Source organism: Mesorhizobium kamtschaticum (assembly GCF_056174585.1).
The window spans coordinates 5460602-5486530 of sequence record NZ_CM149691.1 but is presented as its reverse complement, the minus strand read 5'-3'; the positions used below and the strand labels follow the sequence as shown (position 1 = coordinate 5486530).

Below are 25929 nucleotides of genomic sequence, written 5' to 3'. Positions count from 1 at the left end.
GTCGCGTTTCAATATGTATATACATAATCGCCATCCTTTCAAATGGAAAAGATGATGGTTGGAGCAAACGGGAAGAGCGGCTTTCGTCTGTGGCGCAATGCGCGGCTGGCAACCATGGCCGACGGCACAGCTGGCCTCGGCGTCGTCGAGAAGGGCGCCGTTGCTGCCCGCGACGGGCTTATCGTCTATGCCGGCGCCGAAGCGGACATGCCGGCTTCGCTTAGGCAGGGCGCGGAGACCATCGATTGCGAGGGCCGCTGGATCACGCCCGGCCTGATCGATTGCCACACCCATCTTGTCTATGCTGGCAACCGCGCCAACGAATTCGAGATGCGGCTGGCCGGCGCCACCTATGAAGAAGTGGCCCGCGCTGGCGGCGGTATTGTTTCCTCGGTCAAGTCGCTGCGCGCGGCCAGCGAGGATGAGCTCGTTGCCCAGACGCTGCCACGCCTCGATGCGCTGATGGCCGAAGGCGTCACGACGGTCGAGGTTAAGTCTGGCTACGGACTAGACCTCGACAATGAGAAGAAGTCGTTGCGTGCCGCCCGCCGGTTGGCCAATGAACGCCCTGTCGCCGTCCGTACGACGTGCCTCGCTGCGCACGCACTGCCGCCTGAAGCCAAGGGTGACAAGGACGCTTTTATCGATTTGGTCGCCAAGCAGATCGTTCCAGCGGTTGCCGCCGAGGGACTGGCCGATGCGGTCGACGGTTTTTGCGAAGGCATAGCGTTCTCCCCTGAGCAGATGGCGCGCGTTTTCGATGCCGCCAAGGCCCTGGGCCTGCCGGTCAAGCTTCACGCCGACCAACTGTCCAACCTGCACGGGGCAGCGCTTGCCGCCAGCTATGGCGCGCTGTCCGCCGACCATCTCGAATATACGGACGAGGCGGGCGCTGCCGCGATGGCGAAGGCCGGCACGGTGGCGACCATCCTGCCCGGCGCCTATTACTTTATCCGCGAAACCAAGAAGCCGCCTGTCGACCTGCTCCGCCGCCATGGCGTCAAGATGGCGGTGGCGACGGACAGCAATCCCGGCACATCGCCGCTCACCTCGCTGTTGCTCACCATGAATATGGCAGCCACGCTCTTTGGCTTGACCGTCGATGAATGCCTCGCCGGCGTCACCCGCGAGGCCGCTCGTGCGCTTGGCCTTCTCGACAAGGCCGGCACGCTGGAAGCCGGAAAATCCGCCGATCTGGCGATCTGGGACATCGAGCGTCCCGCCGAACTCGTTTACCGCATGGGCTTCAACCCGCTCCATGCCCGCATCTGGAGAGGACAATGACCGAACTGACCTTGAAGCCCGGCAATGCGACGCTGGCCGACTGGCGCGCCATCTATCGTGGCGCCGTACCGAAACTGGATGATGCCTGCCGCCCAAAGATCAAGGCGAGCGCCGAGGCTGTCGCCAGGATCGTTGCCAAGGGCGAGCCGGTCTACGGCATCAACACCGGCTTCGGCAAACTGGCCAGCGTGCGCATCCCGGCTGGCGATCTCGAGACCTTGCAGCGCAACATCGTGCTGTCGCACGCCGCCGGCGTCGGCGAGCCGATGCCGGTGGCCATTGCCCGGCTGATGATGGCGCTGAAACTCGCCAGCCTGGCGCAGGGCGCCTCTGGCGTCCGCCCGAAACCATCGAGCTGCTGGAAGCGATGCTTGCCAACGACGTGATCCCCGTGGTGCCGGCGCAAGGCTCCGTCGGCGCTTCCGGCGACCTTGCCCCGCTGTCGCACATGACGGCGGTGATGATCGGCGTCGGCGAATGTTTTACGCCACATGGCCGTTTCCCGGCCAAGGTCGCTTTTGTCTCGCACGGCCTCGAGCCGGTGACATTGGGCGCCAAGGAAGGTCTGGCGCTTCTGAATGGTACGCAGTTTTCCACCGCCTATGCGCTCGCCGCCTTGTTCGAGGCCGAAGTGCTCTACCAGTCGGCGCTGGTCGCCGGCGCACTGTCGACCGACGCCGCAAAAGGCTCCGACGCCCCGTTCGATCCGCGTATCCATGTGCTGAGAAAGCATCCCGGCCAGATCGAGACGGCAGACGCGCTGCGCAATCTGATGGCCGGCAGCGCCATCCGTGAATCGCACCGCGTCGGCGACGAGCGCGTACAGGATCCCTATTGCCTGCGCTGCCAGCCACAGGTCATGGGCGCCGCACTCACCGTGCTGCGCCAGGCCGCCGACACGCTCGGCACCGAAGCCAATGGCGTCACCGACAACCCGCTGATCTTCGCCGAGGATGATACCGCGCTCTCTGGTGGCAATTTCCACGCCGAGCCGGTGGCTTTCGCCGCCGATATGATCGCGCTTGCCGTCTGCGAGATCGGCTCGTTGTCGGAACGCCGCATCGCCATGCTGGTCGATCCGGCGCTGTCGGGCATGCCAGCCTTCCTGACGCCCAAGCCCGGCCTGAACTCCGGCTTCATGATCCCGCAGGTGACGGCGGCGGCACTCGTCTCGGAAAACAAGCAGAAGGCCTATCCGGCCAGCGTCGATTCCATTCCGACCTCGGCCAATCAGGAAGACCACGTTTCGATGGCCGCGCATGGCGCGCGCCGGCTGATCGGCATGGTCGAGAATGCGACGGCTGTAATCGGCATCGAATTGCTGGCCGCCGCGCAGGGTTGCGATTTCCATGCGCCATTGGCGTCGAGTGCCGCTCTGGAAGCAGTGCGCAAACTGGTCCGGGCCGAAGTGCCGCATCTCGACAATGACCGGCACTTTCATCCCGACATGGAAAAGGCAATCGCCATGGTGCGCAGCGGCGCGACCGTCAGGGCCGCCGGCGCGGTGGCGCTGCCCTCGATTTCGGGAGCGGCGTGATGGCCGCCACACCCTGGCTCACCGTTAGCCAAGGCACAGCACCCCTGCTGGTGTCGATTCCGCACACCGGCATCGACCTTGCCGGCCTCGAAAACCGGCTGGTCTCGCCCTGGCTCGGCCGCCGCGATTGCGACTGGTGGATCGACAATCTCTATGACTTCGCCGGCAGCCTCGGCGCCACCGTCGTCCACACCGCGATCTCGCGCACCGTCATCGACGTCAACCGCGATCCCTCGGGCGCCTCGCTCTATCCCGGACAGGCAACGACCGGCCTGTGCCCGACAGAAACCTTCGACGGCGATCCGCTCTACCGCGAAGGTGAAGAGCCGGGACCGTCGGAGGTCGACGAGCGTCGCGAAAAATTCTTCGTGCCTTATCATGCCGCCTTGCAGGCCGAGATCGACCGGCTGCGTGGCCTGCACGACAAGATCGTCCTCTACGATTGCCACTCGATCCGCTCGGTGCTGCCGCGCCTGTTCGAAGGCACGCTGCCGGTGTTCAACCTCGGCACCAATGACGGCAAGAGCGCCGATCCGAATCTGCAGGCAATGGTCAGCCAGATCATGACTGAGACCGGCGAAACCTCTGTCGTCAACGGCCGCTTCAAGGGCGGCTGGATCACACGCCATTTTGGCCAGCCGCAACAGGGTGTCCACGCCTTGCAGATGGAACTCTCCAACCGCGGCTACATGCGCGAGCCCGAGGAACAGGGTGAGCCGGACAATTGGCCGGTACCGTATGACGCCGATTTCGCTGCGCCGATCCGCGCAACGCTGAAGCAGATTCTCGAAACCGCCATTGACTGGGCCGGGCGCTGACGCGCGCCGCCTTACTCGAAAGGGACAATGATGAACAATCCTCGCCACAACATCCGTGAAGTCCGCGCGCCGCGCGGCGACAAGCTCAACGCCCGCTATTGGACGACCGAGGCGCCGTTGCGCATGCTGATGAACAATCTCGACCCCGAGGTTGCCGAAAACCCCAACGAACTGGTCGTCTATGGCGGCATTGGCCGGGCCGCGCGCACCTGGAACGACTTTGACAGCATCGTCGCCTCGCTGAAGACGCTTGGTGAGGACGAGACACTTTTGGTGCAATCGGGCAAGCCGGTCGGCGTTTTTCGCACCCACGCCGATGCGCCGCGTGTGCTGATTGCCAATTCCAACCTCGTGCCGCACTGGGCGAATTGGGACAAATTCAACGAGCTCGATAAGAAGGGCTTGATGATGTACGGCCAGATGACGGCCGGCTCGTGGATCTACATCGGCACGCAAGGCATTGTGCAGGGCACCTACGAGACCTTCGTCGAGGCCGGCCGCCAGCACTATGGCGGCAACCTCAAGGGCAAATGGATCCTGACCGGCGGCCTCGGCGGGATGGGCGGCGCCCAGCCGCTGGCCGCTGTCATGGCCGGCGCCTGCTGCCTTGCCATCGAATGCAACCCGGATTCGATCGATTTCCGCCTGCGCACCCGCTATGTCGACGAGAAGGCGGAGACGCTTGACGAGGCGATGGAAATGATCGAGCGCTGGACCAAGGCCGGCGAAGCGAAGTCGGTTGGCCTGCTCGGCAATGCGGCCGAGATCGTGCCCGAAATGTTCAGGCGCGGCATCCGCCCCGACATGGTCACCGACCAGACGTCGGCCCACGATCCAATCAACGGCTACCTGCCGAAGGGCTGGACGATGGCTGAGTGGCGTGAGAAGCGCGTCAGCGACCCGAAGGCGGTCGAGAAGGCCGCACGCGCTTCCATGCGCGAACATGTCGAGGCGATGGTGGCGTTCTGGAACGCCGGCGTGCCGACGCTCGACTATGGCAACAACATCCGCCAGGTCGCCAAGGATGAAGGTTTCGAGAACGCCTTTGCCTTCCCCGGCTTTGTGCCGGCCTATATCCGCCCGCTGTTTTGCCGCGGCATCGGCCCGTTCCGTTGGGCCGCGCTCTCTGGCGATCCCGAGGATATCTACAAGACCGATGCCAAGGTGCGCGAACTGACGCCTGGCAACACCCATCTGCACAACTGGCTGGACATGGCGCGCGAGCGCATTGCCTTTCAGGGCCTGCCGGCGCGCATCTGCTGGGTCGGTCTTGGCGATCGCCACAGGCTCGGCCTAGCCTTCAACGAGATGGTCGCCAAGGGCGAGCTCAAGGCGCCGGTCGTCATCGGCCGCGATCACCTCGATTCCGGCTCCGTCGCTTCGCCGAACCGTGAGACGGAAGCGATGAAGGACGGCTCCGACGCGGTCTCCGACTGGCCGCTGCTCAACGCGCTGCTCAACACCGCGTCCGGCGCCACCTGGGTGTCGCTGCATCATGGCGGCGGCGTCGGCATGGGCTTCTCGCAGCACGCCGGCATGGTCATCGTCGCCGACGGCACGCCGGACGCCGCAAGGCGGCTGGAGCGGGTGCTGTGGAACGACCCGGCGACCGGCGTCATGCGCCACGCCGATGCCGGCTACGACATCGCCATCGACTGCGCCAGGGAGCACCAGCTCAACCTGCCCGGCATTCTCGGGTGATAGGCTGACCTCATGCGCATCCTTCGTGCCGCCGACTACCGCGTCATGCCGTGGAAGAATGGCGGCGGCACGACGACCGAAATCGCCGTCTCGCCTGACGGCGGCGGGCTCGATGATTTCGACTGGCGCGTCTCGATGGCCCGCGTCGAGGGTAGCGGGCCATTCTCCAGCTTTGCCGGTATCGACCGCACGCTGTCGGTGCTGGAAGGCGAGGGGATCGTACTCGATGTCGCCGGTCAGCCGGCGGTGCCGCTAACGCCGGCTTCCGCGCCTTTTTTCTTCGCGGCCGACTTGCCAACCAGTGCCGCCCTGATCGCCGGCCCGATCACCGATCTCAACGTCATGACCCGCCGCGGCCGCGTGCTGCATTCGGTCGAGCGCCTGGCGATTTCGCGGCCTGTGGACATCGCAACCGAGGCCGGTTCGACCCTCATCCTTTGTCACAAGGGCGAAGCTGTTTTCCCCGACGCCGGGTCAATTCGCCTCGGGCCGCTTGACACGCTGCTGCTCGGGCCGGATGTACCTGTCCTGCGGGTTGAGCCCGTTCGGGATACGACGCTGTTCGTCATCCGGATAACCATCGCGGCTTGACGCTTTCGCGCCAACGGTTACCGCCTGTTTCCAAACATGATCGCAATGCCGGCGAAATATAGCGTAAGCTCTTGCTGGCATCACGAAAAAGCCCGAATCCTCTCCGTCGATCGATCCTGACGGGAGCGAGGGGCGCTCGTCTTTGAGTTTGGTCGAAAGATGGACGCCCTGTCGTGGTGCGGAAACAAACTTTCGGCATAGGGGTTGATGCAACCAATTGCATTTGAACCGGTTTTAGGGCCATTGCCGTGGCGGTGACGCCGCTGAGTGCCCGCTTACGGAATTTTCAATGAATATTCAGACGAATCCAGCCCAGATCGAGAAGACCAGCGCGAGCTTCCCGGCCATCACGGAAGAGCCGATAAGGTCGACATTCCTGCCGGAGGAACGGCTCCGGCTGCTCGGAGAAAGCCTGGCAAAAGGCGATCTCGCCGACCTGTTCGGCCTAACCCCGTTCGATTTCCAGGCGCGCATCCGCGACAGCGCCAAGAAGATCCTCGAAGTCTACCGTTCGACCAATGCGGCGCAGGCCAGGGGCGAAACGATCACCCCGGCCGCCCAATGGCTGCTCGACAACAATTACCTGGTCGAGGAGACCATTTTCCAGGTCAAGCGCGATCTGCCGCGCCGCTTCTACCGTCAGCTGCCGACGCTGAAACTGCCTGATGGCGGCACCGTGCCGCGTGCGCTGGCGCTGGCCTGGACCTATGTGGCGCATTCGGACAGTTCCGTCTCGGCGACCATGTTCAAGTCCATCGTCCAGGGCTTTCAGTCGGTCGAGCCGCTGAAGATCGGTGAACTCTGGGCGCTGCCATCGCTTCTGCGCTTCGTGCTGATCGAAAATCTCCGCCGGCTGGCGGTCAGGGTCAATCGCACCCGCCAGATGCGCCAGATCGCCAACGACGTGGCCGACAAGGTGCTGGCGACCGACGACAGCGCCGACCGGCAGGCGATCCTGGCCAATTTCAGGGCCCACGCGCAGGACACCACCTTCGCCACCCAGCTGCTTTATCGTTTGCGCGATGGATCGCAGAATGCCGGCAAGGCCCTGGAATGGCTGGAAGGCGAGCTTGAAAAGACCGGCTCCGATGCCGAGGAGATCATCATCTCCGAGCATCACACACTGTCCAGCGGCAATGTGACGACCGGCAACATCATTCGCGGCCTGCGCCTCATCAACGACGTCGACTGGACGGTTTGGTTCGAAGGCGTCAGCCGCATCGACACCGTGCTGCGCGAGCGCACCGATTTCGCCGCGCTCGACTTCTTCTCGCGCGACCAATACCGCACCGCGATCGAGGAACTGGCGCGCCGCTCGAACCTGTCGGAGTACCGCGTCGCCGAAAAGGCCATCGAACTGGCCGGCCAGGCCGCCAGCGAACGCGCCGCCAGCGAACATGCACCGGCTGGCGATGGCGACGATTCCGTTCCGGCTCCGTCCGCGCATACCGATGTCGGCTTCTTCCTCGTCGGCCCGCGCCGGCTGGAGCTGGAAAAGGCGATCGGTTATCGGCCGACGATCAGCCAGATAGCCAAGCGGACCTTCGCCAAGACCGGGTGGCTTGGCATCGTCCTGCCGGTCTTCGCATTGACGGCCCTGCTTCTTGTCCTCACCGGCAATGCGTTGGCCAATCTCGGCCTGTCGGTGACCTCGATCGTGCTGATGCTGGCGCTGTTTGCCGTGCCGGCAAGCGAGGGCGCACTCGCTTTCTTCAACACCGTGGTCTCGCTGTTCCTCAAGCCGACACGCCTGATCGGCTATGACTACAGGCACGGCGTGCCGCCCGAGGCGCGCACGCTGGTGGTTGTGCCTTCGCTGATTGGCTCGCGTGACGATGTCGAGGAAAACATCCGCAACATCGAAGTGCATTACCTTGCCAATCTGGTGGACGAGATCCATTTCGCGCTGCTGTCGGACTGGCCCGACAGCAAGATCGAGATTGATGCGGCGGACACCGAGATTCTCGAATATGCCCGCGCCGAGATCGCCCGTCTCAACGCCCGCTATCCCTCGGAAGGCGCGCCGCGCTTCTATATCCTGCACCGCCGCCGGCTCTTCAACGCCGCTCAAGGGGCCTGGATGGGCTGGGAGCGCAAACGCGGCAAGCTGCATGAGCTTGACCTTTTGCTGCGCGGCGACAGCGACACCACTTTCCTGCCGCTCGAGGTGCCGCTGCCGGAAAAAGTCGTCCATGTGATGACGCTCGATGCCGATACGCGCACCACCCGCGATGCGGTGGCGACCCTTGTCGGCAAGCTCTGCCATCCGCTCAACCGCCCGCATTTCGACGCGGCGAAGCGCGTTGTCACCGCCGGCTACACGATCCTGCAGCCGCGCATCACCGCTTCGCTCACCAGCGGTGACGAAGCCTCGTTCTTCCAGCGCGTGTTCTCGGCCAATCGCGGCCTCGACCCCTATGTCTTCGCCGTCTCGGATATTTATCAGGATGTGTTCAGCGACGGGTCCTTCACCGGCAAGGGCCTCTATCACGTCGATGCCTTCGAGGCCGCCCTGCAAGGCCGTATCGAGGAAAACACCATCCTCAGCCACGACCTGCTCGAAGGCGCGCTGGCGCGTGCAGCACTTGTCACCGACGTCGAACTGGTCGAGGACTATCCGACCCGCTACTCGGTCGACGCCTCGCGCCACCATCGCTGGGCACGCGGCGACTGGCAGTTGCTGGGCTTCATCCTCGATCCGCGCTCCGGCGTTCCGGCCCTGTCGCGCTGGAAGATGGTCGACAATCTGCGCCGCTCGCTGACGCCGATCTTCTGGGTGATGGCGGCGATCGCAGGCTGGACCTTGCTGCCCTTCACCCAGGCCGCGCAATGGCAGGCGCTGCTGATCCTCAGCCTGTTCATGGCGCCGACCTTCGACGTCGTCAACGCCATCCTGCCCAAGAGCGGCGACCAGACTCCGCGTGGTCATTTCTCTGCTCTCGCTCGCGACGTCGCCTTCGGCACCGCCATGGTGGCGCTGAAGATCGTGCTGATGGCGCACAATGCCTGGATGATGGGCGACGCCATCGTGCGCACGCTCTACCGGTTGTTCGTCAGCCGCCAGAATCTGCTGGAATGGCGCACCGCCTCGCAGGCGCACAAGGCCGGCGACAACGATGTCGGCTCCTATTACGGCATGATGTACGGCGCCGTGATCATCGGTTTTGTCGGCCTCGCCATTCCGGTGCTGGCTGATTCCACCGGCGCCTTCGTCGCCTTCTTCTTCGCCCTGTTCTGGATCGGCTCGCCGGCGATCGCCAGCTGGATCAGCCGCTCGGCCGAAACCGAGGACCGGCTGCGCATATCGCAGGCCGACATCCATACACTGCGTACCGTGGCGCGGCGCACCTGGCACTATTTCGAAAGCTTCGTCACGGCAGAGCATCACAATCTGCCGCCGGACAATTTCCAGGAAAGCCCGGCACCGGTCGTGGCACCGCGCACGTCGCCGACCAACGTCGGTGTCTACCTGCTGTCGGTGGTTTCGGCGCGTGATTTCGGCTGGATCAGCCTGTCCGATGCCATAACCCGCATCGACGCCACCATGACGACCATCGAGAGCATGCCGCGCCACCGCGGCCATCTCTTCAACTGGTACGACACCACGACGCTGAAGCCGCTCTATCCGCTTTATATTTCTGCCGTCGACAGCGGCAATCTCGCCGGTCACCTGGTGGCGGTGGCGGCTGCCTGTGCCGAATGGGCGGAAGCGCCTTCCGTCCACCTCCAGGGTGATTTCGAAGGCATTCTCGACACGGTGACCATTCTGAGCGAAAGCCTCGATGAGTTGCCTGACGACCGCCGTCAGCTCAGGCCTCTGCGCCAGCGTCTCGTCGACCGCCTGGACGGCATGCGGCGCGCCGTTGAAACGATCAAGGCACAGCCGGAAATGGCCTCGATCCGTACCATCAACCTCGCCGTGCTGGCGGGCGAAATCCGCAAGCTGGCCACCGCCATCCACACCGAAGCGGCATCGGCCAAGAGCGACGTCATCGTCGACTGGGCGGCGAGGCTGGAAGCCACCTGCGAGGCGCATGTCCACGACGCCCATAGCGACGACAACGCAGTCGAGGCGCTGCGCGCCAAGCTCCTGACCTTGCGCGAGCGCACGCGCCGTTTCGCCTTCGAGATGGAGTTCTCCTTCCTGCTGCGGCCGGAGCGCAAGCTGCTGTCGATCGGTTACCGGGTCGAGGAGCATCAGCTCGACGAAAGCTGCTACGACCTTCTCGCCTCCGAGGCGCGGCTGACCAGCCTGTTCGCCATCGCCAAGGGCGACCTGCCGACCGAGCACTGGTTCCGGCTCGGCCGCCCGATCGTCGAGATCGGTTTCCAGGGTGCACTGATGTCCTGGTCGGGCTCGATGTTCGAGTATCTGATGCCGCCGCTGGTGATGAAGGAGCCGCAAGGCTCGATTCTCAACCAGACCAGCAAGCTGATCATCAAGCGCCAGATCCAGTACGGTCGCCAGAAGAACGTGCCGTGGGGCATTTCCGAAGCGGCCTACAACGCCCGCGACCGGGAACTGACCTATCAGTACACCAATTTCGGCGTGCCCGGTCTTGGTCTGAAACGCGGCCTTGGCCAGAACACGGTGATCGCGCCTTACGCCACCATATTGGCGGCGCAATTCAACCCGCGTGAAGCCGTGCAGAATCTGGCCCGGCTGCGCGAGATCGGTGCGCTTGGCCCTCACGGCTACTACGATGCGGTCGATTTCACGCCGCAGCGCGTGCCTGAAGGCACCAACCACGCGGTGGTGCTGAATTACTATGCTCACCATTCGGGCATGTCGATCGCGGCGGTCGCCGACGCGATCTTCGAGGGTCGCCTGCGCGACCGTTTCCACAGCGATCCGGTCATTGAATCGGCTGAACTCTTGCTGCAGGAAAGGGCGCCGCGCGACATCCCGACCGCGACCGTCAGGACCGAAGCGGACGAGCGAGCGAAAGACGAGACTGAAACCGAGAGCCCCGACACCCGCATCGTGCTCGATCCCTTGCGGGCGCTGCGTTCGACCAATGTGATGTCGAACGGCCGCTATTCGGTGATGGTGACGGCGACCGGTTCCGGCTACAGCCGCTGGGGCGATCTGTCGGTGACCCGCTGGCAGCCCGACCCGGTCGAGGACCGCCTGGGCTCCTACATCTTCCTGCGTGACGTCGGCACTGGAGACTGGTGGTCGGCAACGGCGGAGCCAAAGCGCGCGGCCGAGGAGAAGGTGCAGACCCTGTTCTCCGACGACAAGGCGAGCTTCGTCAAATCGGTCGGCACGTTGCGCTCCGAGGTCGAATGCATCGTCGTTTCCGAAGGCAATGGCGAAGGCCGTCGCATCACGCTCTACAATGAAAGCATATCCGATCGTCACATCGAGGTGACGTCCTTTGCCGAACTGGTGCTCGGTTCGGAGGCTTCCGACAACGCGCATCCGGCCTTCTCGAAAATGTTCGTCGAGACCGAAATCGCCGCCAACAAAGGCGCGATCTTCGCCACGCGCCGCAAGCGCGAAACCAGTGAGCCTGATATCACCCTGGCGCATTTCGTCACCGATCCGTCTGGACCGGCGCGCGATGCCGAGGCCGAGACCGACAGGCGCGCCTTCATCGGCCGCGGCCGCTCCATCGTCGATGCCGCCGCCTTCGATCCGGGCGCCCGGCTCGGCGGTCATTCGGGCTTCACGCTCGATCCCATCGCCTCGCTGCGCCGCCAGGTGCGCGTGCCCGCCAACAAGAAGATATCGCTGACCTTCTGGACCGTGGTCGGGGCCAACCGCACCGAGCTGGAAGAAGCGATAAACCGGCTCGACCATCAGGAGAGCTTTGCCCGTCAGGCCATGCTTGCCTGGACGCGCAGCCAGGTGCAGACCCGTCATATGGGTCTCAGCCTGACCGATGCCGCCAATGTGCAGAAACTGGCGCGCTATCTGATCTACCCCGATGCGTTCCTGCGCCTGCCCGCCGAATCCCTCGCCTCGGGCCTGGGCAAGCAGTCGAGCCTGTGGCCGACCAGCATTTCGGGCGATTTCCCGATTTTCCTGGTCAGGATCGGCGACGTCGCCGATCTGGAGATCGTCGCCCAGGCGCTGCGTTTCCAGGAATATATGCGCACCCGCGGCATGATGATCGACTTCGTCGTCGTCAACGAGCAGGCCTCATCCTACGTCCAGGACCTGCAGCGTGCGGTCGAGACACTGTGCGAAAACAGCCGTCTGCGCGGCAAGGAACTGGGTCCCCGCCAGCACATTTTCGCGGTGCGCCGCGACCTGATGGAAGAGACCACCTACAAGACGCTGCTCGCCGTCGCCCGCGTGGTGCTGCATACCCGCAACGGCACCATCTTCGATCAGATCGAGCGGGCCGAGGCGGCTGCCTTGCAGGCGCGCGACGCCTTGCTGCCGACCGGATTGCCGGCTCTGCGCGACATTTCGGCGCCGGTGGCGCATGCCTTTGCCTCGCAGGCCGTTATGGATGTCCGCGCCGATGGCACGGGCCTCAGCCAATGGAACGGCTTTGGCGGCTTCGACGGCGACGGACGCCACTATGTGGTGCGTCTGGCTGGCCGGCGCACCACACCGCAGCCGTGGATCAATGTCGTCTCCAACGCCTCGTTCGGCTTCCACACCTCGGCCGAGGGAGCTGCTTTCACCTGGAGCCGCAACAGCCGCGACTACCAGCTGACGCCGTGGTCGAACGATCCGGTCTCGAACAGGCCGGGCGAGGGCATCTATATCTACGATCAGGCCAGCGGCAGGGCGTTCTCGCCGATCGCCGCGGTGGTGCGCGATCCCTCCATGACCTACGAGGCATGGCATGGCCAGGGCTTCTCGACCTTCCGCGCCAAGCGCGGGCCGTTGTCGATGGACCTGACCCATGTCGTTGACCCCATCGATCCGGTGAAGATTTCGCGGCTGCGCATCCAGAACTCCGGCTCGGTGCCGGCGCGGCTGCGCATCTATGCCTATGCCGAATGGGTGCTTGGCGGGCATCGGTCGCGCACCGCGGCAACCATCGTCCCGTCGCGCGACAGAGCGACCGGCGCGTTGCTGGCGCAAAACCCCTACGGGCTCGATTTCAGCGAGCGCGTAGCCTTCCTCGCCGCCGATGCCGCTGTCCATTCGGTCACGACTGATCGCCCGGAGTTCCTCGGCCGACATGGGTCCAGCGAGCTGCCGCAGGCGGTGCTGAGCGGTGCCGCGCTGTCGGGTCGTGTCGAGGCCGGAGACGATCCTTGCGCGGCGATCGCCCGCGACGTCGAGATCCCGGCCGGCGGCGACGTCACGCTGCTGTGGTTGCTCGGCGATGCCGATTCTTCTGCGCAGGCGAGCGCGCTGGTGCAGACGCATCGGGGCAAGGATTTCGACCAGCGCCTGGCCGACAACGAGCGCGAGTGGCGTGCGTTCCTCGATACCATCCAGGTCGAGACGCCGGACAAGGCGCTCGATGCCATGGTCAATCACTGGCTGCCCTATCAGAGTCTTGCCTGCCGCATTCGCGCCCGCTCGGCCTTCTATCAGGCAAGCGGTGCCTTCGGCTTCCGCGACCAGTTGCAGGACACGCTGGCGCTGCTGGCGCATGATCCGACGCTGGCGCGCGACCAGATCCTCAACGCCGCACGGCGGCAGTTCCCGGAGGGCGACGTGCAGCATTGGTGGCTGCCGCGCACCGGAGCCGGCGTGCGCACCATGATCTCCGACGATGTGGTCTGGCTGGCCCACGCCACGGCGCGCTATCTCCAGGTGACCGGCGATGCCGGCATCCTGAAGGAGCAACTGCCCTTCATCGACGGGCAGGCGCTGGGTGAGGGCGAGCACGACGCCTTCTTCACACCCGAAATCTCGAAGAAGACGGTCTCGCTATACGACCATTGCGCGCGGGCGCTCGACCTTGCCATCAAGCGCAGCAGTCCTGCCGGCCTGCCGCTCATCCTTGGCGGCGACTGGAACGACGGCATGAACCGCGTCGGCGAGCAGGGCAAGGGCGAGAGCGTGTGGCTGGGCTGGTTCCTGCTCAAGACGCTCGGCGATTTCGCGCCTGTTGCCAAGAGCGAGGGCGACAGCAAGCGCGCTCAGGCCTGGGCAAAGCATGCCGAGGCGCTGAAGCGGGCGCTCGAGAGCACGGCATGGGACGGCGAATGGTACCGGCGCGGCAGTTTTGACGACGGCACGCCTTTGGGATCGCGTACATCCGAAGAGTGCAGGATCGACTCCATCGCCCAGTCCTGGAGCGTGCTTTCGGGCGAGGGCGACCCGGCACGGTCGACGACTGCCATGCAACAGGCGACGAAGCTGCTCGTCGACGACAGGCTCAAGATCGTCAAACTGTTCACGCCGCCCTTCTCGAAGACGCAGAAGGACCCGGGCTACATCAAGAGCTATCCGCCGGGCGTGCGCGAGAATGGCGGCCAGTACACCCACGCCGCCACATGGTTCGTCATCGCGCTGGCCGAGATGGGACAGACCGACGAAGCCTATCGCTGCTTCTCGATGCTGAACCCGGTCAACCACGCATTCGACGAGGTTTCGGCCGAACACTATCGTGTCGAACCCTACGTGGTCGCGGCCGATATCTATGCCGGAGACGACAAGGGCGGGCGCGGCGGCTGGACCTGGTACACCGGCTCGGCGGGCTGGCTCTACCGGGCGGCGGTGGAGGGCATCCTCGGCATCGAACGGCGCGGCAAGCAGATCACGTTCCGGCCGAAGCTGCCCAGCCACTGGGATGGCTACCACGCCACGCTCAAGATGCTGGGCGCAGAGATCAGGGTTCAGGTCGTTCGCGACAAAAAGACCAAGACGATCTCGCTTGAAGTCGATGGTTCGAAAACAAAGTCCGCTTCATTCGAACCCAAAGCCGGCACTCAGACCGAGATCGTGGTCAAGATACCGGCGTAAAATCAACAGCTTGGGTTGATTGTTCGCGCGTCCTTCGGGACGCGCGACGCTGCGTCTCGTTACTTGCACGCGGTCCGCCACTGCGCCCGCAAGATGCCTCCCGATTAAACCTTGCAATACGGTCGTGATTAAAAATGTGGCAGTGCTCGGCCACTGCCATGATTTTGCCGCAAGGCTGGCATTTCACCTTTTATCTCAAACCGTTAGGTGATCACGTCAGATTTCGCATCGTCGTCATGTTTTGTTCGCTAAATGGGAACGGAAGCGATAGACGGGCATTGTTTTGCGACGCATCAACCGTTACGTGTCAAGGAATGGTGCAGTGCACAATATTGGTATTGGGCACAATAGAGAGTTGGCGGAGTAGCTGAAGTGTCACTTCTGCAAATCTATTGGAGAGCGCTGGGCTATCTGGCATCCGACAAGAAGCGCGTCGCGCTGATTTGCGGCGCCAATGTCGCGCTGGCCACGATTGCGATCGTTGAGTCGATCCTGTTTGGTCGAGTGATCGACGCTATCTCCAGCCACGGTCCGGTTTTTTCAATGCTCGCTCTCTGGGCCGCCCTCGGCGTCTTCAGTGTCGTTGCCTTTGTGCTTGTGGCGCGCGGCGCCGATCGCTTTGCCCATGCCCGCCGCTCGGAAGTGCTCTGCGAGTCCTTTGAACGCGTGATCACCATGCCGCTCGCCTGGCATCATCAGCGCGGAACTTCCAACGCCTTGCACACGCTGTTGCGCGCGGTCGAGACGCTGTTCAGCCTATGGCTCGAATTCATGCGCCAGCATTTGTCCACGGCCGTTACGCTGGTCCTGCTGGTGCCGACGGCACTCAGCATGGATGTGCGCATGTCGATGGTGCTGCTCGCGCTTGGCGTGCTCTATGTCGGCATCGGCCGGCTGGTGATGAAGCGGACCAAGGCAGGCCAGGCCGCCGTCGAGCGCCACTACCACAAGGTGTTCGCGCATGTGACCGACTCGGTCAGCAACGTCGCCGTGCTGCAGAGCTACAATCGCCTTGGCCACGAGGCCGAGACGCTGCGCCGTTATGTCAGGAACCTGCTCGACGCGCAAAACCCCGTGCTCGACTGGTGGGCGATCGCCAATGCGCTGCAGCGCCTGTCCTCGACCATATCGATGATGGTCGTGCTGATCATCGGCGCCTATCTGGTCACCCATGGCCAGCTGCGCGTCGGCGACGTTGTTGCCTTCACCGGCTTCGCGACGCTGCTCATCTCCCGTCTCGACCAGCTGTCGGCTTTCGCCAACCAGATTTCGGAAGCCCGCGCCAAGCTCGAGGAATTCTACAAGCTCGAAGACTCGGCTGCCGATGCCGCCGAGCCGGATGGCCTGCGCGACCTCACCAACGTCACCGGCCATGTCCGTTTCGAGGATGTCGGCTTCGAATTCGCCAATTCGGGGCAGGGCGTCAGCGACGTGTCCTTCGAGGTTCAGGCCGGCCAGACCGTTGCCATCGTCGGACCGACGGGTGCCGGCAAGACCACGCTCATCAATCTGCTGCAGCGCGTCTTCTCGCCGTCCAGCGGCCGCATCCTGATCGACGGCATCGATACTCGCACCGTGACCCGCAAGTCGCTGCGCCATTCGATCGCCACCGTGTTCCAGGATGCCGGGCTTCTCAACCGCTCGATCGAGGACAACATCCGTGTCGGCCGTGCCGAAGCCAGCAATGACGAGATCCATGCCGCTGCCACCGCGGCGGCCGCACAGGACTTCATCCTGGCCAAGAGCAATGGCTACGACACGGTGGTCGGCGAACGTGGCGGCCAGCTGTCGGGCGGCGAGCGCCAGCGCATCGCCATCGCGCGTGCCGTGCTTAAGGATGCCCCGATCCTGGTGCTCGACGAGGCGACCAGCGCGCTCGACGTCGAGACCGAGGACCGGGTCAAGGAAGCGATCGACGAGTTGCGCCGCGACCGCACCACCTTCATCATCGCCCACCGCCTGACCACCGTTCGCGACGCCGATCTGGTCGTGTTCATGGACAAGGGCAGGGTGGTCGAAATGGGTGGCTTCGCCGAACTGTCGCTGCGCAACGGCCGCTTCGCCAGCCTGCTGCGCGCCGGCGGCCTGCTCAACGACGAGGAAGTCCGCCGCCTCAGCCGCTCCGTGCAGGACGCGGCCGCCTAACTCGTTCCTTCTCCCGGGCGGGAGAAGGAAGAACGCTCCCCACACTGCGACACCACCGCTCGATTGCCCCAATTGCCCCGGCGGTCTATGTAAAGTCGTATGAGCGATACGACTTCACGCCTGACCGGCTGGATGGACCTTGCCAACCCGACACGCTTCGTCGGACTGGCCGACAAGGTCGTGCCATGGCTGGCAACGATCGCTGCACTCATCCTTGCCGTCGGCCTCTATATGAGCTTCGCCGCGCCTGAGGATTTCCAGCAAGGCATCACCGTCCGCATCATGTACATCCACGTGCCTTTCGCCTGGCTCGCCATGATGTGCTACACGCTGATGGCGGTCTCGGCCCTTGGCACGCTGGTCTGGCGCCATCCGCTCGCCGACGTCGCGCTGAAATCGGCGGCCCCCATCGGTGCCGTCTTCACCGCACTGGCGCTGATCACCGGTTCGATCTGGGCAAGCCGATGTGGGGCACCTGGTGGGTGTGGGATGCGCGCCTAACCTCTGTCTTCGTGCTGTTCCTGATGTATCTCGGCATCATCGCACTGACCCGCGCGCTCGACGATGCCAGCCGCGCCGCCTGGGCCGCCGCCATCATCACGCTGGTCGGCTTCATCAACATCCCGATCATCAAATTCTCGGTCGACTGGTGGAACACGCTGCACCAGCCGGCCTCGGTGTTCCGGCTTGGTGGCCCGACCATCGACCCCAGCCTGCTTTGGCCGCTGCTGGTCATGGCTGTCGGCTTCACCGTGCTGTTCTTCGCGCTGCATCTGATGGCAATGCGCACCGAAATCCGCCGCCGCCGGGTGATTGCCATGCGGCGGGTGGCGGCGCGGCAGGCCGAGAGGCAACCGGCCTAATTCACCTGTTGCCTCCCGTAAGCGGTCAGGCCATCAGGCCCCGCGCTGCCACCGGCAGCGTTTCCAGCACCTTCTCGCCGTCGATCAGACTGACCTCGTTGAACAAATTGGTAACGACGCAGCAATGGTCGGGCACCACGCGCACGCGCTCGCCGATGCGCAGCTTCGCGTCACCGGAAAGCGTGACTGTGCCATGTTCTTCACTGAGCCCGGTGACCCTTGCGTCGGGAGCGCCGAGCAGTTCGCCAAAATCTTTTAGCCCCAGCGTGTCGCTGGACAGCGCCTTGCTGCCGCTGTCCAGAATGGCGCGTGTTGGCGTCGGATGGCTGACCACCGTCGACAGCACCGTCAGCGCGCAATCGTCCAAGGTGCCGACGCCTTTGGCGACCTGATAGCGGTCGAGATAGATGTAGGTGCCGGGGCGATATTCGGTGACGACGGAGGCATCGACGGAACGCCACATGTCAGGTGTGCCACCGCTGGAGATGCGTTCGCAGGCGAGACCCGAAGCGGCCAGCGCCTGCTTGGCGTTGGCGAGCCAGGCCTCGGCCTCCGCCGCGCGGCCGGCGGCCGGATAGGTCATGAGTCCACCGAAGATCAGGCCACTGGCCTTGTCGATCAGCCTTGCCAGCGCCACCGCTTCATCAGCCGTTTGCGCGCCGCAACGGCCCATGCCGGTGTCACATTCGACCAGCACCGGCAGAGGATGGCCGGCATCGGTGAAAACCGCCGCGAGTCCTCCCAGCGTCTCCGTGCTGTCCGCGGTCACCGACAGCGTCACGCGACCGTGCAGCGCCTTCAGCCGTTCCAGCTTGGCGCGGCCAAGGATGTTGTAGGGCAGGAAGATGTCGGACAACCCGGCATCGGCCATCACCTCGGCCTCGCCGATCTTCTGGCAAGTGATGCCGACGGCACCCGCCGCCACCTGCTTCTTCGCCCAATAGGGCAGCTTGTGCGTCTTGATGTGCGGCCTGAGCTTCAGCCCGTTTCTGTCGGCATGGGCCTGTGCGCGGGCAATGTTGGCTTCGGCGCGTGCGGCGTCGATCAGGATCGACGGCGTATCAAGGTCGTGGATCGTCGGCATCTTCTATCCCTGTGAGAATTTCGCAGGGTTTATGAGCCTGAAAGCCGGCGATGTCACGCGGCCAGCGGATCGGATCGGTGGGCCATCCGAGGGTAGCAAAGGGCATGGCAGGCAGCGACATGGATCGACACCGCAGCGGTGTTCGGCTATGCGATTTGCAATGCATGTCGCCCAAAAGTGCCCAGCGGTTTTGGGATGACGACATGCAACAACCTAAAACGTGTCGACACGAAGGGTCACGATCATGAAACGCTCCGCCATCAACGACATCATCCGCGAAGCCGACGCTTTCATCCGCTCGTTCGGCTACATCATGCCGCCCTTCGCCTACTGGTCGCCCGAGGAGATGAAGGCGCGTCAGGTCGATTCTTCGGCGATCTTCACCTCGCGGCTCGGCTGGGACATCACCGACTACGGACAGGAGAAGTTCAAGGATCTCGGCCTGTTCCTGTTCACCGTGCGCAACGGCCGCTACGAGGACATGAAGAAGGGCATGGGCATGCTCTACGCCGAGAAGATCATGATCTCGCGCAAGGATCAGCTGTCGCCGATGCACCGCCACAACATCAAGGCCGAGGACATCATCAACCGCGGCGGCGGCAAGCTGGTGCTGGAACTGTTCATGCACGACCGCGACGGCGGCATCGATCCCAAGGCCGAGGTGTCGGTGCCGGTCGACGGAACCATCCATCGGCTGCCGGCTGGCGGCCTCCTGAAGCTCGACCCAGGCCAGAGCGTCACGTTGCTGCCCGGCGTCTGGCACGCCTTCTGGGCCGAGGGCAAGGACGTGCTGATCGGCGAGGTCTCGACCGTCAACGACGATCTCACCGACAACGTGTTTCGCGAGACGATCGGCCGCTTCTCCAACATCGACGAGGACGTCGCACCGGTGCACCTGCTGGTGGCCGACTATGAGAAGTGGTTGGGGTAGGGCAGGTCGGATTCGGCTTGGCCACGCGCTACAGCGCGTACTTATCCGCCTTCCGATTCCCCAGCAGAAGCTTCCGCTCCAGATGCGCGCGAAGCTCGCCGTAATAGGCGGTGAGGAAAGCTTTTGAATCGATCGGCTCGACGTTGGAGCCGATCTTGCGGCTGATCGTTTCCGCCACCGCCTTCATCGCGAAATAGTCATCGCGGCGCAGCACTTCTTCCAGCTTGTGCAACTCGGCTATGCCATAGGCGTCGAGCTGCGCCGGGTTGAAATGGAAGCGCTTGGCAATCGGGTCTTGCCGCTGCGAAAGGTCCTCCACCAGCTTGAATTTCGGCGTCTCCACCACCCAGGTTCCGGCAAGCAGGTCGCCAATGCGCAGCCGGTCGCGGTTGAACAATAGAAACAGCGAAAACAGTAGTGCCCACACCAGGCCGAAGATCGTCGACAGCGTATCGGCGACGCCGGCGCCGCCGCGCCCGGCGATGATCGACAGCGGCAGGAAAACCTCGATCTCGCGCATCAGGTTGCGCGCGATGACCTGATCGATGGTGAGACCCGCGCCGCTGCGCGAGGCGACCCGCACGCCAACGATCCGCTTGCCGGGCGTCGCGGCCCGCCGCCCCGCCTCGAAGGCGATGAAATAGGCGTTGCGCAGCAGGAAGATGAAGATCATCCAGACGATGAAGAGCGGCACCGCCTCCTTCACGCCAAGGCCGCCGAGGCCGAAGATGACGACGAGGGTGACCGCAATGGCGGCAGCGACAATGATCACCACATCGAGCAGGAAGGCCGCGGCCCGCGTACCCGCGTCCGCCAGCTTGACCTTGAGGTCGACACCTTCCGGCGTGATCAGAGGCCTTATCAGCGCGGCAGGGTTCCTAGCCGTTGCCATGCCGCACCATCCGGAACAGGTAGAAATAGGCGATCCATAACGCCAGCATGCCGCCGCCGATGGCGTAGCGCGCCGCATCGGTGGTAATCGTCTGCCGGCCGATGCCTTCGAGCAGGCCGGCAAACAGAAGCATCACCATGACGCCGACCATGGCGGTCGCCGCCACCCGCCCGGCCTGGGCCGCGGCGGCCATTCGGGTCAGTTCGCCGGGGAACGCTATACGCGTGCCGATCCGCATGCCTGCCGCACCAGCCAGCGCGATGGCGAACAATTCCGTCGTGCCGTGGATCGACAGCCAGCCGCCAAGCTCGAAGCCCAACCCCTTGGCCGCGTAGACCTGGAAGAGCGCGCCCAGCATACATCCGTTCATCAGGATGATCAGTACACTGGGCACCGCGAAGGCGAAGCCCAGCGCAAAGGCCAGGATCGCCACTTGCGTGTTGTGGGTAAATAGATAGGCGGCAAAGCCGGACAGGAAATGGCCGCCGCCGTTGTCATAAAGCACGCTGCGCAGCGCCTCGACCGACGAATCCGGATTACGCCCGCCGGCGAGGCTGGGCGCAATGATGGCATCGTACCAGCGGCTGTCGGAGGCCACCAGCCAGTAAGCGGCAATGGCGCCGATCACCGTCAGACCGACCGACACCCAGGTCTCGCGCCACAGATCGCGGATCGCCGCCGGCCAGTCGCGCAGGAAGAAATCGCCGACGCGCTGCCTCAGGCCGCGCCGTGCGCCATAGAGATAGAAATAGCCGCGCAGGCTGAGCGCCTCCAGATAGGCGATCAGCGCGCTGTCGAGCGACGTCGCGCGCGCCACCGAGAGCGAGGACAGCGCCGAGCGATAAAGCAGCGGCAGCGACAGAAGCTCGTCTTCCGAGAGGGTACGCGGTGCGCGTTTTTCGACCCGCGAAAGCAGCGCCTCGAACGCCTTCCAGTCGGCCTCGCGCTCCTGGCGGAAGCTTGCCAGCGACTGGCGTACGGCATCGGTGCCTGTGGGCAGCGTCATAGGAGGTTCTCCTCCTTGAGCTGGATATAACGCTCGACCAGCGCCGGACCGAGGCGTTGGTGGTCGGCCTCGATCACATGCGCACCAAGCAGCCGCAGCCGCCCAATCACCACTTGCCGCTCCCGAAGCAGGCCGCCGGCGGTGACTGCGCGGGCCACATCCTCGGGGTTCGTGGGTTGCATGTCGGCCAGCGTCTCCAGTTCGACATCCTTCATCAGCATGAACAGCACCAGATGCCGCTCGGTCAGCCGACCGACGGTGCGCAGCATCAGCTCGGCGCTGATCGGGTCGACGAAATCGGTGAAGATGATGACCAGCGAGCGACGGTCAAGCTTGGCCGCCAGCGTCGTGAGCGCCAGCGTGAAATTGGTCTCCTCGCTGGAATAGTCGATCTCGGCCGCCCGCTTCTGGATCATCATGAAACTCGGCGAGCCGCGTACCGCGCCGCTCGAGACACGCGGCTTGGCGTCGAAGGAGAACAGGCTGACGAGGTCGCCGCCCTTCAGCGCAATGAAGGCCGACAGAAGTGCTGCCGTCACCGCCCGATCAACCTTCGGCACGCCGTCGACCGGCTCGCACATCAGCCGTCCGCAGTCGATCGCCAGCACGATGTTGTTGTTCTCCTCGACGCGGAATTCGCGTGCCAAAAGCTTGCCGTGGCGCGCGCTGCGCTTCCAGTCGATCATCCGCCGGCCCATGCCTGGCTGATAGTCCTTCAGCGACTCGAACTCGCGGCCCTGGCCGGCCCGCCTTTGCGCGTGGCCGTCGGCGAGCGCGGAGCGCTGCAGCAGAGTGATCGCCTCATCGCGCGCGCTTCTGACATCGGGCAGCACCGCCACCTTGCGGTCCATCGGCAGGACGACCTGGTTCCAGGTCAACCCGAACGGGCCGTTCCAGCGCAGCCACAGCCGGTCGAAACTGGCGATGCCGCGTCTGAGCGCATCGAATTCGAGGTCGAGCGTGCCGCCATTGGCGGGCAGGGCGCCACCGGTGCCACCGACCGGCGCCAGCCGCTGATCGTGGCCGACGCGCGCCTGCAGCCTGCGCGCCCGCCCGCCGAGGCTGGCCGCGACATGGAGGGTGAAACGCCCGCCGACGCCGACTTGCGGCGGCGCCGAAAGACTGGCGGTGAGTGAGGCGCGTCCGCGCCCGGCCGCCGCGTCGACCGCCAGGAAGGCGAGCAGAATGCAGATCCACAACAGGCCGAGATACCAGAAGGAGGGCAGCGCAAGCGCGATCAGGAAGGCGGGGATGGCACCCGCCGCCGCTGCCCAGACCGCTCTGCCGCTTGGGTAGATCAACGGGGCGCTGCCGTCTGGTCGACAAGGTCCGAGACGATCTGCTCGACCAGCCGCCCGTCGATCTGCGCCGCCGGCGACAGGATGACGCGGTGGCGCAGCGTCGGCACGGCGAGCGCCTTGACGTCGTCGGGGATGACATAGGCGCGGCCGTCGAGCGCTGCCCTGGCGCGGGCGGCCCGGGCCAGCATGGCGCCGGCGCGAGGACTGGCGCCAACCTCCAGATCCGGACTTTCGCGCGTGCCGCGCACAAGGGCCGCGATGTAGCCGACGATATCGTCGACCAGCGTGACATCGCCGACGGTGGCAAGTGCGGCCTCCAGCGTCTTTCGGTCGGTCTGTGCCTTGATGCCGTATTGCTGGATGTCGTGCGAGGCGGAGCCGCCGCCGTGATGCACGATGATGGCACGTTCCTCCTGTGCATCGGGATAGCTTACCCTGTGCTTGAACAGGAAGCGGTCGAGCTGGGCTTCGGGCAGGGGATAGACGCCCTGATGCTCGATCGGGTTCTGCGTTGCCACCACCATGAAGTTCTGGCTGAGCGCATGCGTGGTGCCGTCGAAGGTGACGGCATGTTCCTGCATGGCTTCCAGCAGTGCCGCCTGCGTCTTCGGCGGCGTGCGGTTGATTTCGTCGGCAAGCAGGAGGTCGCAGAAGATCGGGCCGCGCGTCAGTGTGAACTGCCCGCTCTGGAAATTGTAGATGTTGGAGCCGACGATATCGCCGGGCATCAGGTCGGGCGTGAACTGGATGCGGCCATAGGCGACGCCGAGCGCTTGCGCGAAGCAGCGCGCGGTCATCGTCTTGGCGGTTCCCGGCGGGCCTTCCAGCAATATGTGTCCGCCGGCGAACAATGCCGTCAGCATCAGATCGACCGTGTCGCGTTGTCCGGTGATCGCTTTCGCCACTTCTTCCCTGATCGCATTCGCCAGGGCCTTCACATCATCGACGTTCACCGAGCCTCCTTGTCGTCCAGTCATGCAGCTCCTGCGCTGCTTCATGCATTTGGGCCAGAGTCCCAGCTTCGTTCGCGGCCTTGAAGCGACGGCTGAAGCCCTGGGTTTCGCCGTGGTCGCGGGAATCCAGCCAACGGTCGAGTGCTTCGCCTGGCAAGCCTTGCGGCGCGCCGAGCAAGGCACCGGCGCGCGCACGCATCAGCGCCGCATAACGGTCGCCGAGCTCCTCGATCCGCCCGGCGCGCTTCAAAAGCATCGCCGTGGTGTCGACCAGCGCCTGTTTGCCGAAGGCAATCGCCCGGGCCTCGGTGCGCGGCGGTCCGAACCGGCCGAGCCCGTGCAGGAAAGCAAGGGCCGCCGCCGCCAGCACCGACAGCGTCAGCGCCAGGAAGGGCGGCTCGACCAACAGCCTGGCCAGATCGTATTTTCGCCCCGCGCCGTGCAGCGTCAGGTCGAACATAACCCCGATATCGTCAAGCGAAGCCAGGAGATCGAAGATCGCCGCCGCCTTGTCGGGATCCTTGAGCCCGGCGTTGTTGATGAGGTCGGGATCCGTCAGGATGTAGAAGGGCTTGTCAGCGAGTTTGGTGAGAACGGCCTTGCCGTCGCCAGCCGCAATCCATGGAGTGCTGTCCGCGATCCACTGCAGGTCATCGGGCGCGGCAACCAAATGACCTTCGATGTCGATCTTGTTGGCCGTGCTTTTGCCTTCGCCGAGCTTTGCCTTCGTGATGCGGCCAAGCCAGTCGTTGACGACCAGGTCCGGCAGCCGCTCTATTCTCATCTCCCATCCTTCGTGCGTTTGCAGCGGCAAGGTTTGCCATTTGGGCAGCACGAACAGCGTCGGCAGGTCCTGCCGAAGATCGATGATGTTTTTGAGCGCCTCCGGATCGCTTTCCGGCGAGATGGTGACGATGAGCAGGATGTTCCTTGAAAGGTCTTTCTCGGTCTTCGCCATGTAGGGCAGGCCACCGGTCAGTTTCACCCATTCCACAAGACCAGCATAGCCGGAACCGCCCTTGGAGAGCGGCGTCGCCCCGCCTTCCGGTTGGCGAAAATCCGGCGCATAGGTCGACAACAGGAAAAATCCCGCCGCGGCGAGCAGGCTGGCAAAAATCCCCCAGAACAGGGTTTTTCGGCTGAACGGTTCCTGTACCGCCTCGACGGCCGGCATGCTCATGTCCAGGCATCCCTGAAGGCGAAGCGCTCATAGGCGCCGCGCGCCTGCTGCCAGCCCTCGGCCCCGACCGGCCGGCGGGCAAACAGGGCGGCCTCGACGATGCGCGCGATCTCGCTGAAGGCGTGGCGCGCCCGCGATGGCAGCGATGGGGCCGTGGCAATGTCGCGCGACGTCAGCGACGGGCGCAGGAAGTCGGGCAACCGCCCCGCAATGTCGGCGACGCTGCGCCGAAGCAGAAGATGCACTGCCTCGTCATAATCGCCGCGCGCGGCGAGCGCGTCGGCCTCGGACAGCAGGATCTGCGCCGCCGCGGCGTCCGGGCGCCAGGCCTCTTCCGCCTCTGCCTGTTTGCGAGCGCGCCGCCATGGCAGGCGCCATGCCACCCCCTTCGCTTCGAGGGCGACGAGAAGCGCGATGACCGCGACGCCGATGATCACCGCGCCCCAGAACAGGTAGATCATGTAGGGGCCAATTTTCGCCAATGCGTCCAGAAAAGGCCTCAACCATACCGGCGGCGTGGGCTGCACCAGCATCGGCAGGTCAAACTGGATCGAATCGTCCGCAAGCAGCTGCTTGTGCACCTTGGCCAGCCATTCGGCGTCTACCGGCTGTGCAACTGTCACCCGCTCGCTCCCCTGCAACCTGCGGTTCGGCCTCGACACTGGCAATACGCCTGCACAATTGCAAGTCCACTGGACGAAGCCTTCTAATCTTGGCAGATTTACTTTCGCTGTCCGCCGTTTGGATGCGGCGGTG

Annotated in this window: 14 protein-coding genes and 2 pseudogenes; 9 read left to right on the top strand and 7 right to left on the bottom strand. The window is 64.4% G+C overall.

Features of this window, described 5'->3' with window-relative positions:
- Positions 1 to 54: 54 nt before the first annotated feature.
- The 8 genes and pseudogenes from hutI (at position 55) to AC0V7N_RS27270 (ending at position 17826) form a co-directional block, all read left to right on the top strand.
- Positions 55 to 1284, top strand: a complete 1230-nt coding sequence (gene hutI / locus AC0V7N_RS27305) for an imidazolonepropionase (protein ID WP_475451316.1) — start codon at positions 55 to 57, stop codon at positions 1282 to 1284.
- Positions 1281 to 2821: pseudogene (gene hutH, locus AC0V7N_RS27300) on the top strand (histidine ammonia-lyase). The gene hutI and the pseudogene hutH overlap by 4 nt, the downstream one beginning before the upstream one ends.
- Positions 2821 to 3639, top strand: coding sequence for an N-formylglutamate deformylase (gene hutG / locus AC0V7N_RS27295; protein WP_475451315.1), 819 nt, complete (start codon positions 2821 to 2823; stop codon positions 3637 to 3639). Before hutH ends, hutG begins: the two are co-directional and overlap by 1 nt.
- A 30-nt stretch (positions 3640 to 3669) precedes the next feature.
- Positions 3670 to 5340, top strand: a complete 1671-nt coding sequence (gene hutU, locus AC0V7N_RS27290) for a urocanate hydratase (RefSeq protein ID WP_172234832.1) — start codon at positions 3670 to 3672, stop codon at positions 5338 to 5340.
- A gap of 12 nt (positions 5341 to 5352) precedes the next feature.
- Positions 5353 to 5931: a HutD/Ves family protein gene (locus tag AC0V7N_RS27285; protein ID WP_475451314.1), complete on the top strand. Its 579-nt coding sequence runs from the start codon at positions 5353 to 5355 to the stop codon at positions 5929 to 5931.
- Positions 5932 to 6220: 289 nt separating this feature from the next.
- Entirely contained in the window at positions 6221 to 14818 is an 8598-nt protein-coding gene (locus AC0V7N_RS27280) for a GH36-type glycosyl hydrolase domain-containing protein (protein WP_496627403.1), read from the top strand.
- A gap of 372 nt (positions 14819 to 15190) precedes the next feature.
- Positions 15191 to 16963 (top strand): glucan ABC transporter ATP-binding protein/ permease, encoded by a 1773-nt coding sequence (locus AC0V7N_RS27275; RefSeq protein ID WP_496627402.1) that lies wholly within the window; start codon positions 15191 to 15193, stop codon positions 16961 to 16963.
- Between the two features lie 99 nt (positions 16964 to 17062).
- Positions 17063 to 17826 (top strand): annotated as a pseudogene (locus AC0V7N_RS27270) (heme ABC transporter permease).
- Between the two features lie 25 nt (positions 17827 to 17851).
- Here the strand turns inward: AC0V7N_RS27270 and AC0V7N_RS27265 are convergent.
- Complete coding sequence (locus AC0V7N_RS27265; RefSeq protein WP_475451312.1) at positions 17852 to 18910, bottom strand: D-TA family PLP-dependent enzyme; 1059 nt, start codon at positions 18908 to 18910, stop codon at positions 17852 to 17854.
- A 244-nt stretch (positions 18911 to 19154) separates the two neighbouring features.
- Here AC0V7N_RS27265 and AC0V7N_RS27260 point away from each other — a divergent pair, with 244 nt between their 5' ends.
- On the top strand, positions 19155 to 19841 hold the full coding sequence (locus tag AC0V7N_RS27260; protein WP_475451311.1) for a D-lyxose/D-mannose family sugar isomerase: 687 nt from the start codon (positions 19155 to 19157) through the stop codon (positions 19839 to 19841).
- Positions 19842 to 19869: 28 nt separating this feature from the next.
- Here the strand turns inward: AC0V7N_RS27260 and AC0V7N_RS27255 are convergent, their stop codons facing one another.
- The 6 genes from AC0V7N_RS27255 to AC0V7N_RS27230 are packed head-to-tail and all read right to left on the bottom strand — an operon-like array spanning position 19870 to position 25796.
- Positions 19870 to 20733 (bottom strand): RDD family protein, encoded by an 864-nt coding sequence (locus tag AC0V7N_RS27255; protein WP_475451310.1) that lies wholly within the window; start codon positions 20731 to 20733, stop codon positions 19870 to 19872.
- Positions 20720 to 21739 (bottom strand): stage II sporulation protein M, encoded by a 1020-nt coding sequence (locus AC0V7N_RS27250; RefSeq protein ID WP_475451309.1) that lies wholly within the window; start codon positions 21737 to 21739, stop codon positions 20720 to 20722. The genes AC0V7N_RS27255 and AC0V7N_RS27250 overlap by 14 nt, the downstream gene beginning before the upstream one ends.
- Positions 21736 to 23040 carry a DUF58 domain-containing protein gene (locus AC0V7N_RS27245; RefSeq protein ID WP_475451308.1) on the bottom strand — a complete coding sequence of 435 codons (1305 nt, stop codon included), beginning with the start codon at positions 23038 to 23040 and terminating at the stop codon, positions 21736 to 21738. Before AC0V7N_RS27245 ends, AC0V7N_RS27250 begins: the two co-directional genes overlap by 4 nt.
- Positions 23037 to 23993, bottom strand: a complete 957-nt coding sequence (locus AC0V7N_RS27240) for an AAA family ATPase (RefSeq protein ID WP_475451307.1) — start codon at positions 23991 to 23993, stop codon at positions 23037 to 23039. Before AC0V7N_RS27240 ends, AC0V7N_RS27245 begins: the two co-directional genes overlap by 4 nt.
- On the bottom strand, positions 23980 to 25173 hold the full coding sequence (locus tag AC0V7N_RS27235; protein ID WP_475451306.1) for a DUF4350 domain-containing protein: 1194 nt from the start codon (positions 25171 to 25173) through the stop codon (positions 23980 to 23982). The genes AC0V7N_RS27240 and AC0V7N_RS27235 overlap by 14 nt, the downstream gene beginning before the upstream one ends.
- Positions 25170 to 25796, bottom strand: coding sequence for a DUF4129 domain-containing protein (locus tag AC0V7N_RS27230; RefSeq protein WP_475451305.1), 627 nt, complete (start codon positions 25794 to 25796; stop codon positions 25170 to 25172). Before AC0V7N_RS27230 ends, AC0V7N_RS27235 begins: the two co-directional genes overlap by 4 nt.
- Between the last annotated feature and the right edge of the window lie 133 nt (positions 25797 to 25929).

Bases quoted from the DNA above. Each gene is read 5' to 3' on its own strand.
- AC0V7N_RS27260 (WP_475451311.1), top strand. From the start codon at position 19,155: ATGAAACGCTCCGCCATCAACGACATCATCCGCGAAGCCGACGCTTTC.
- AC0V7N_RS27255 (WP_475451310.1), bottom strand. From the start codon at position 20,733: ATGGCAACGGCTAGGAACCCTGCCGCGCTGATAAGGCCTCTGATCACG.
- hutG (WP_475451315.1), top strand. From the start codon at position 2,821: ATGGCCGCCACACCCTGGCTCACCGTTAGCCAAGGCACAGCACCCCTG.
- AC0V7N_RS27265 (WP_475451312.1), bottom strand. From the start codon at position 18,910: ATGCCGACGATCCACGACCTTGATACGCCGTCGATCCTGATCGACGCC.
- hutI (WP_475451316.1), top strand. From the start codon at position 55: ATGGTTGGAGCAAACGGGAAGAGCGGCTTTCGTCTGTGGCGCAATGCG.
- AC0V7N_RS27285 (WP_475451314.1), top strand. From the start codon at position 5,353: ATGCGCATCCTTCGTGCCGCCGACTACCGCGTCATGCCGTGGAAGAAT.
- hutU (WP_172234832.1), top strand. From the start codon at position 3,670: ATGAACAATCCTCGCCACAACATCCGTGAAGTCCGCGCGCCGCGCGGC.
- AC0V7N_RS27280 (WP_496627403.1), top strand. From the start codon at position 6,221: ATGAATATTCAGACGAATCCAGCCCAGATCGAGAAGACCAGCGCGAGC.
- AC0V7N_RS27250 (WP_475451309.1), bottom strand. From the start codon at position 21,739: ATGACGCTGCCCACAGGCACCGATGCCGTACGCCAGTCGCTGGCAAGC.
- AC0V7N_RS27235 (WP_475451306.1), bottom strand. From the start codon at position 25,173: ATGAGCATGCCGGCCGTCGAGGCGGTACAGGAACCGTTCAGCCGAAAA.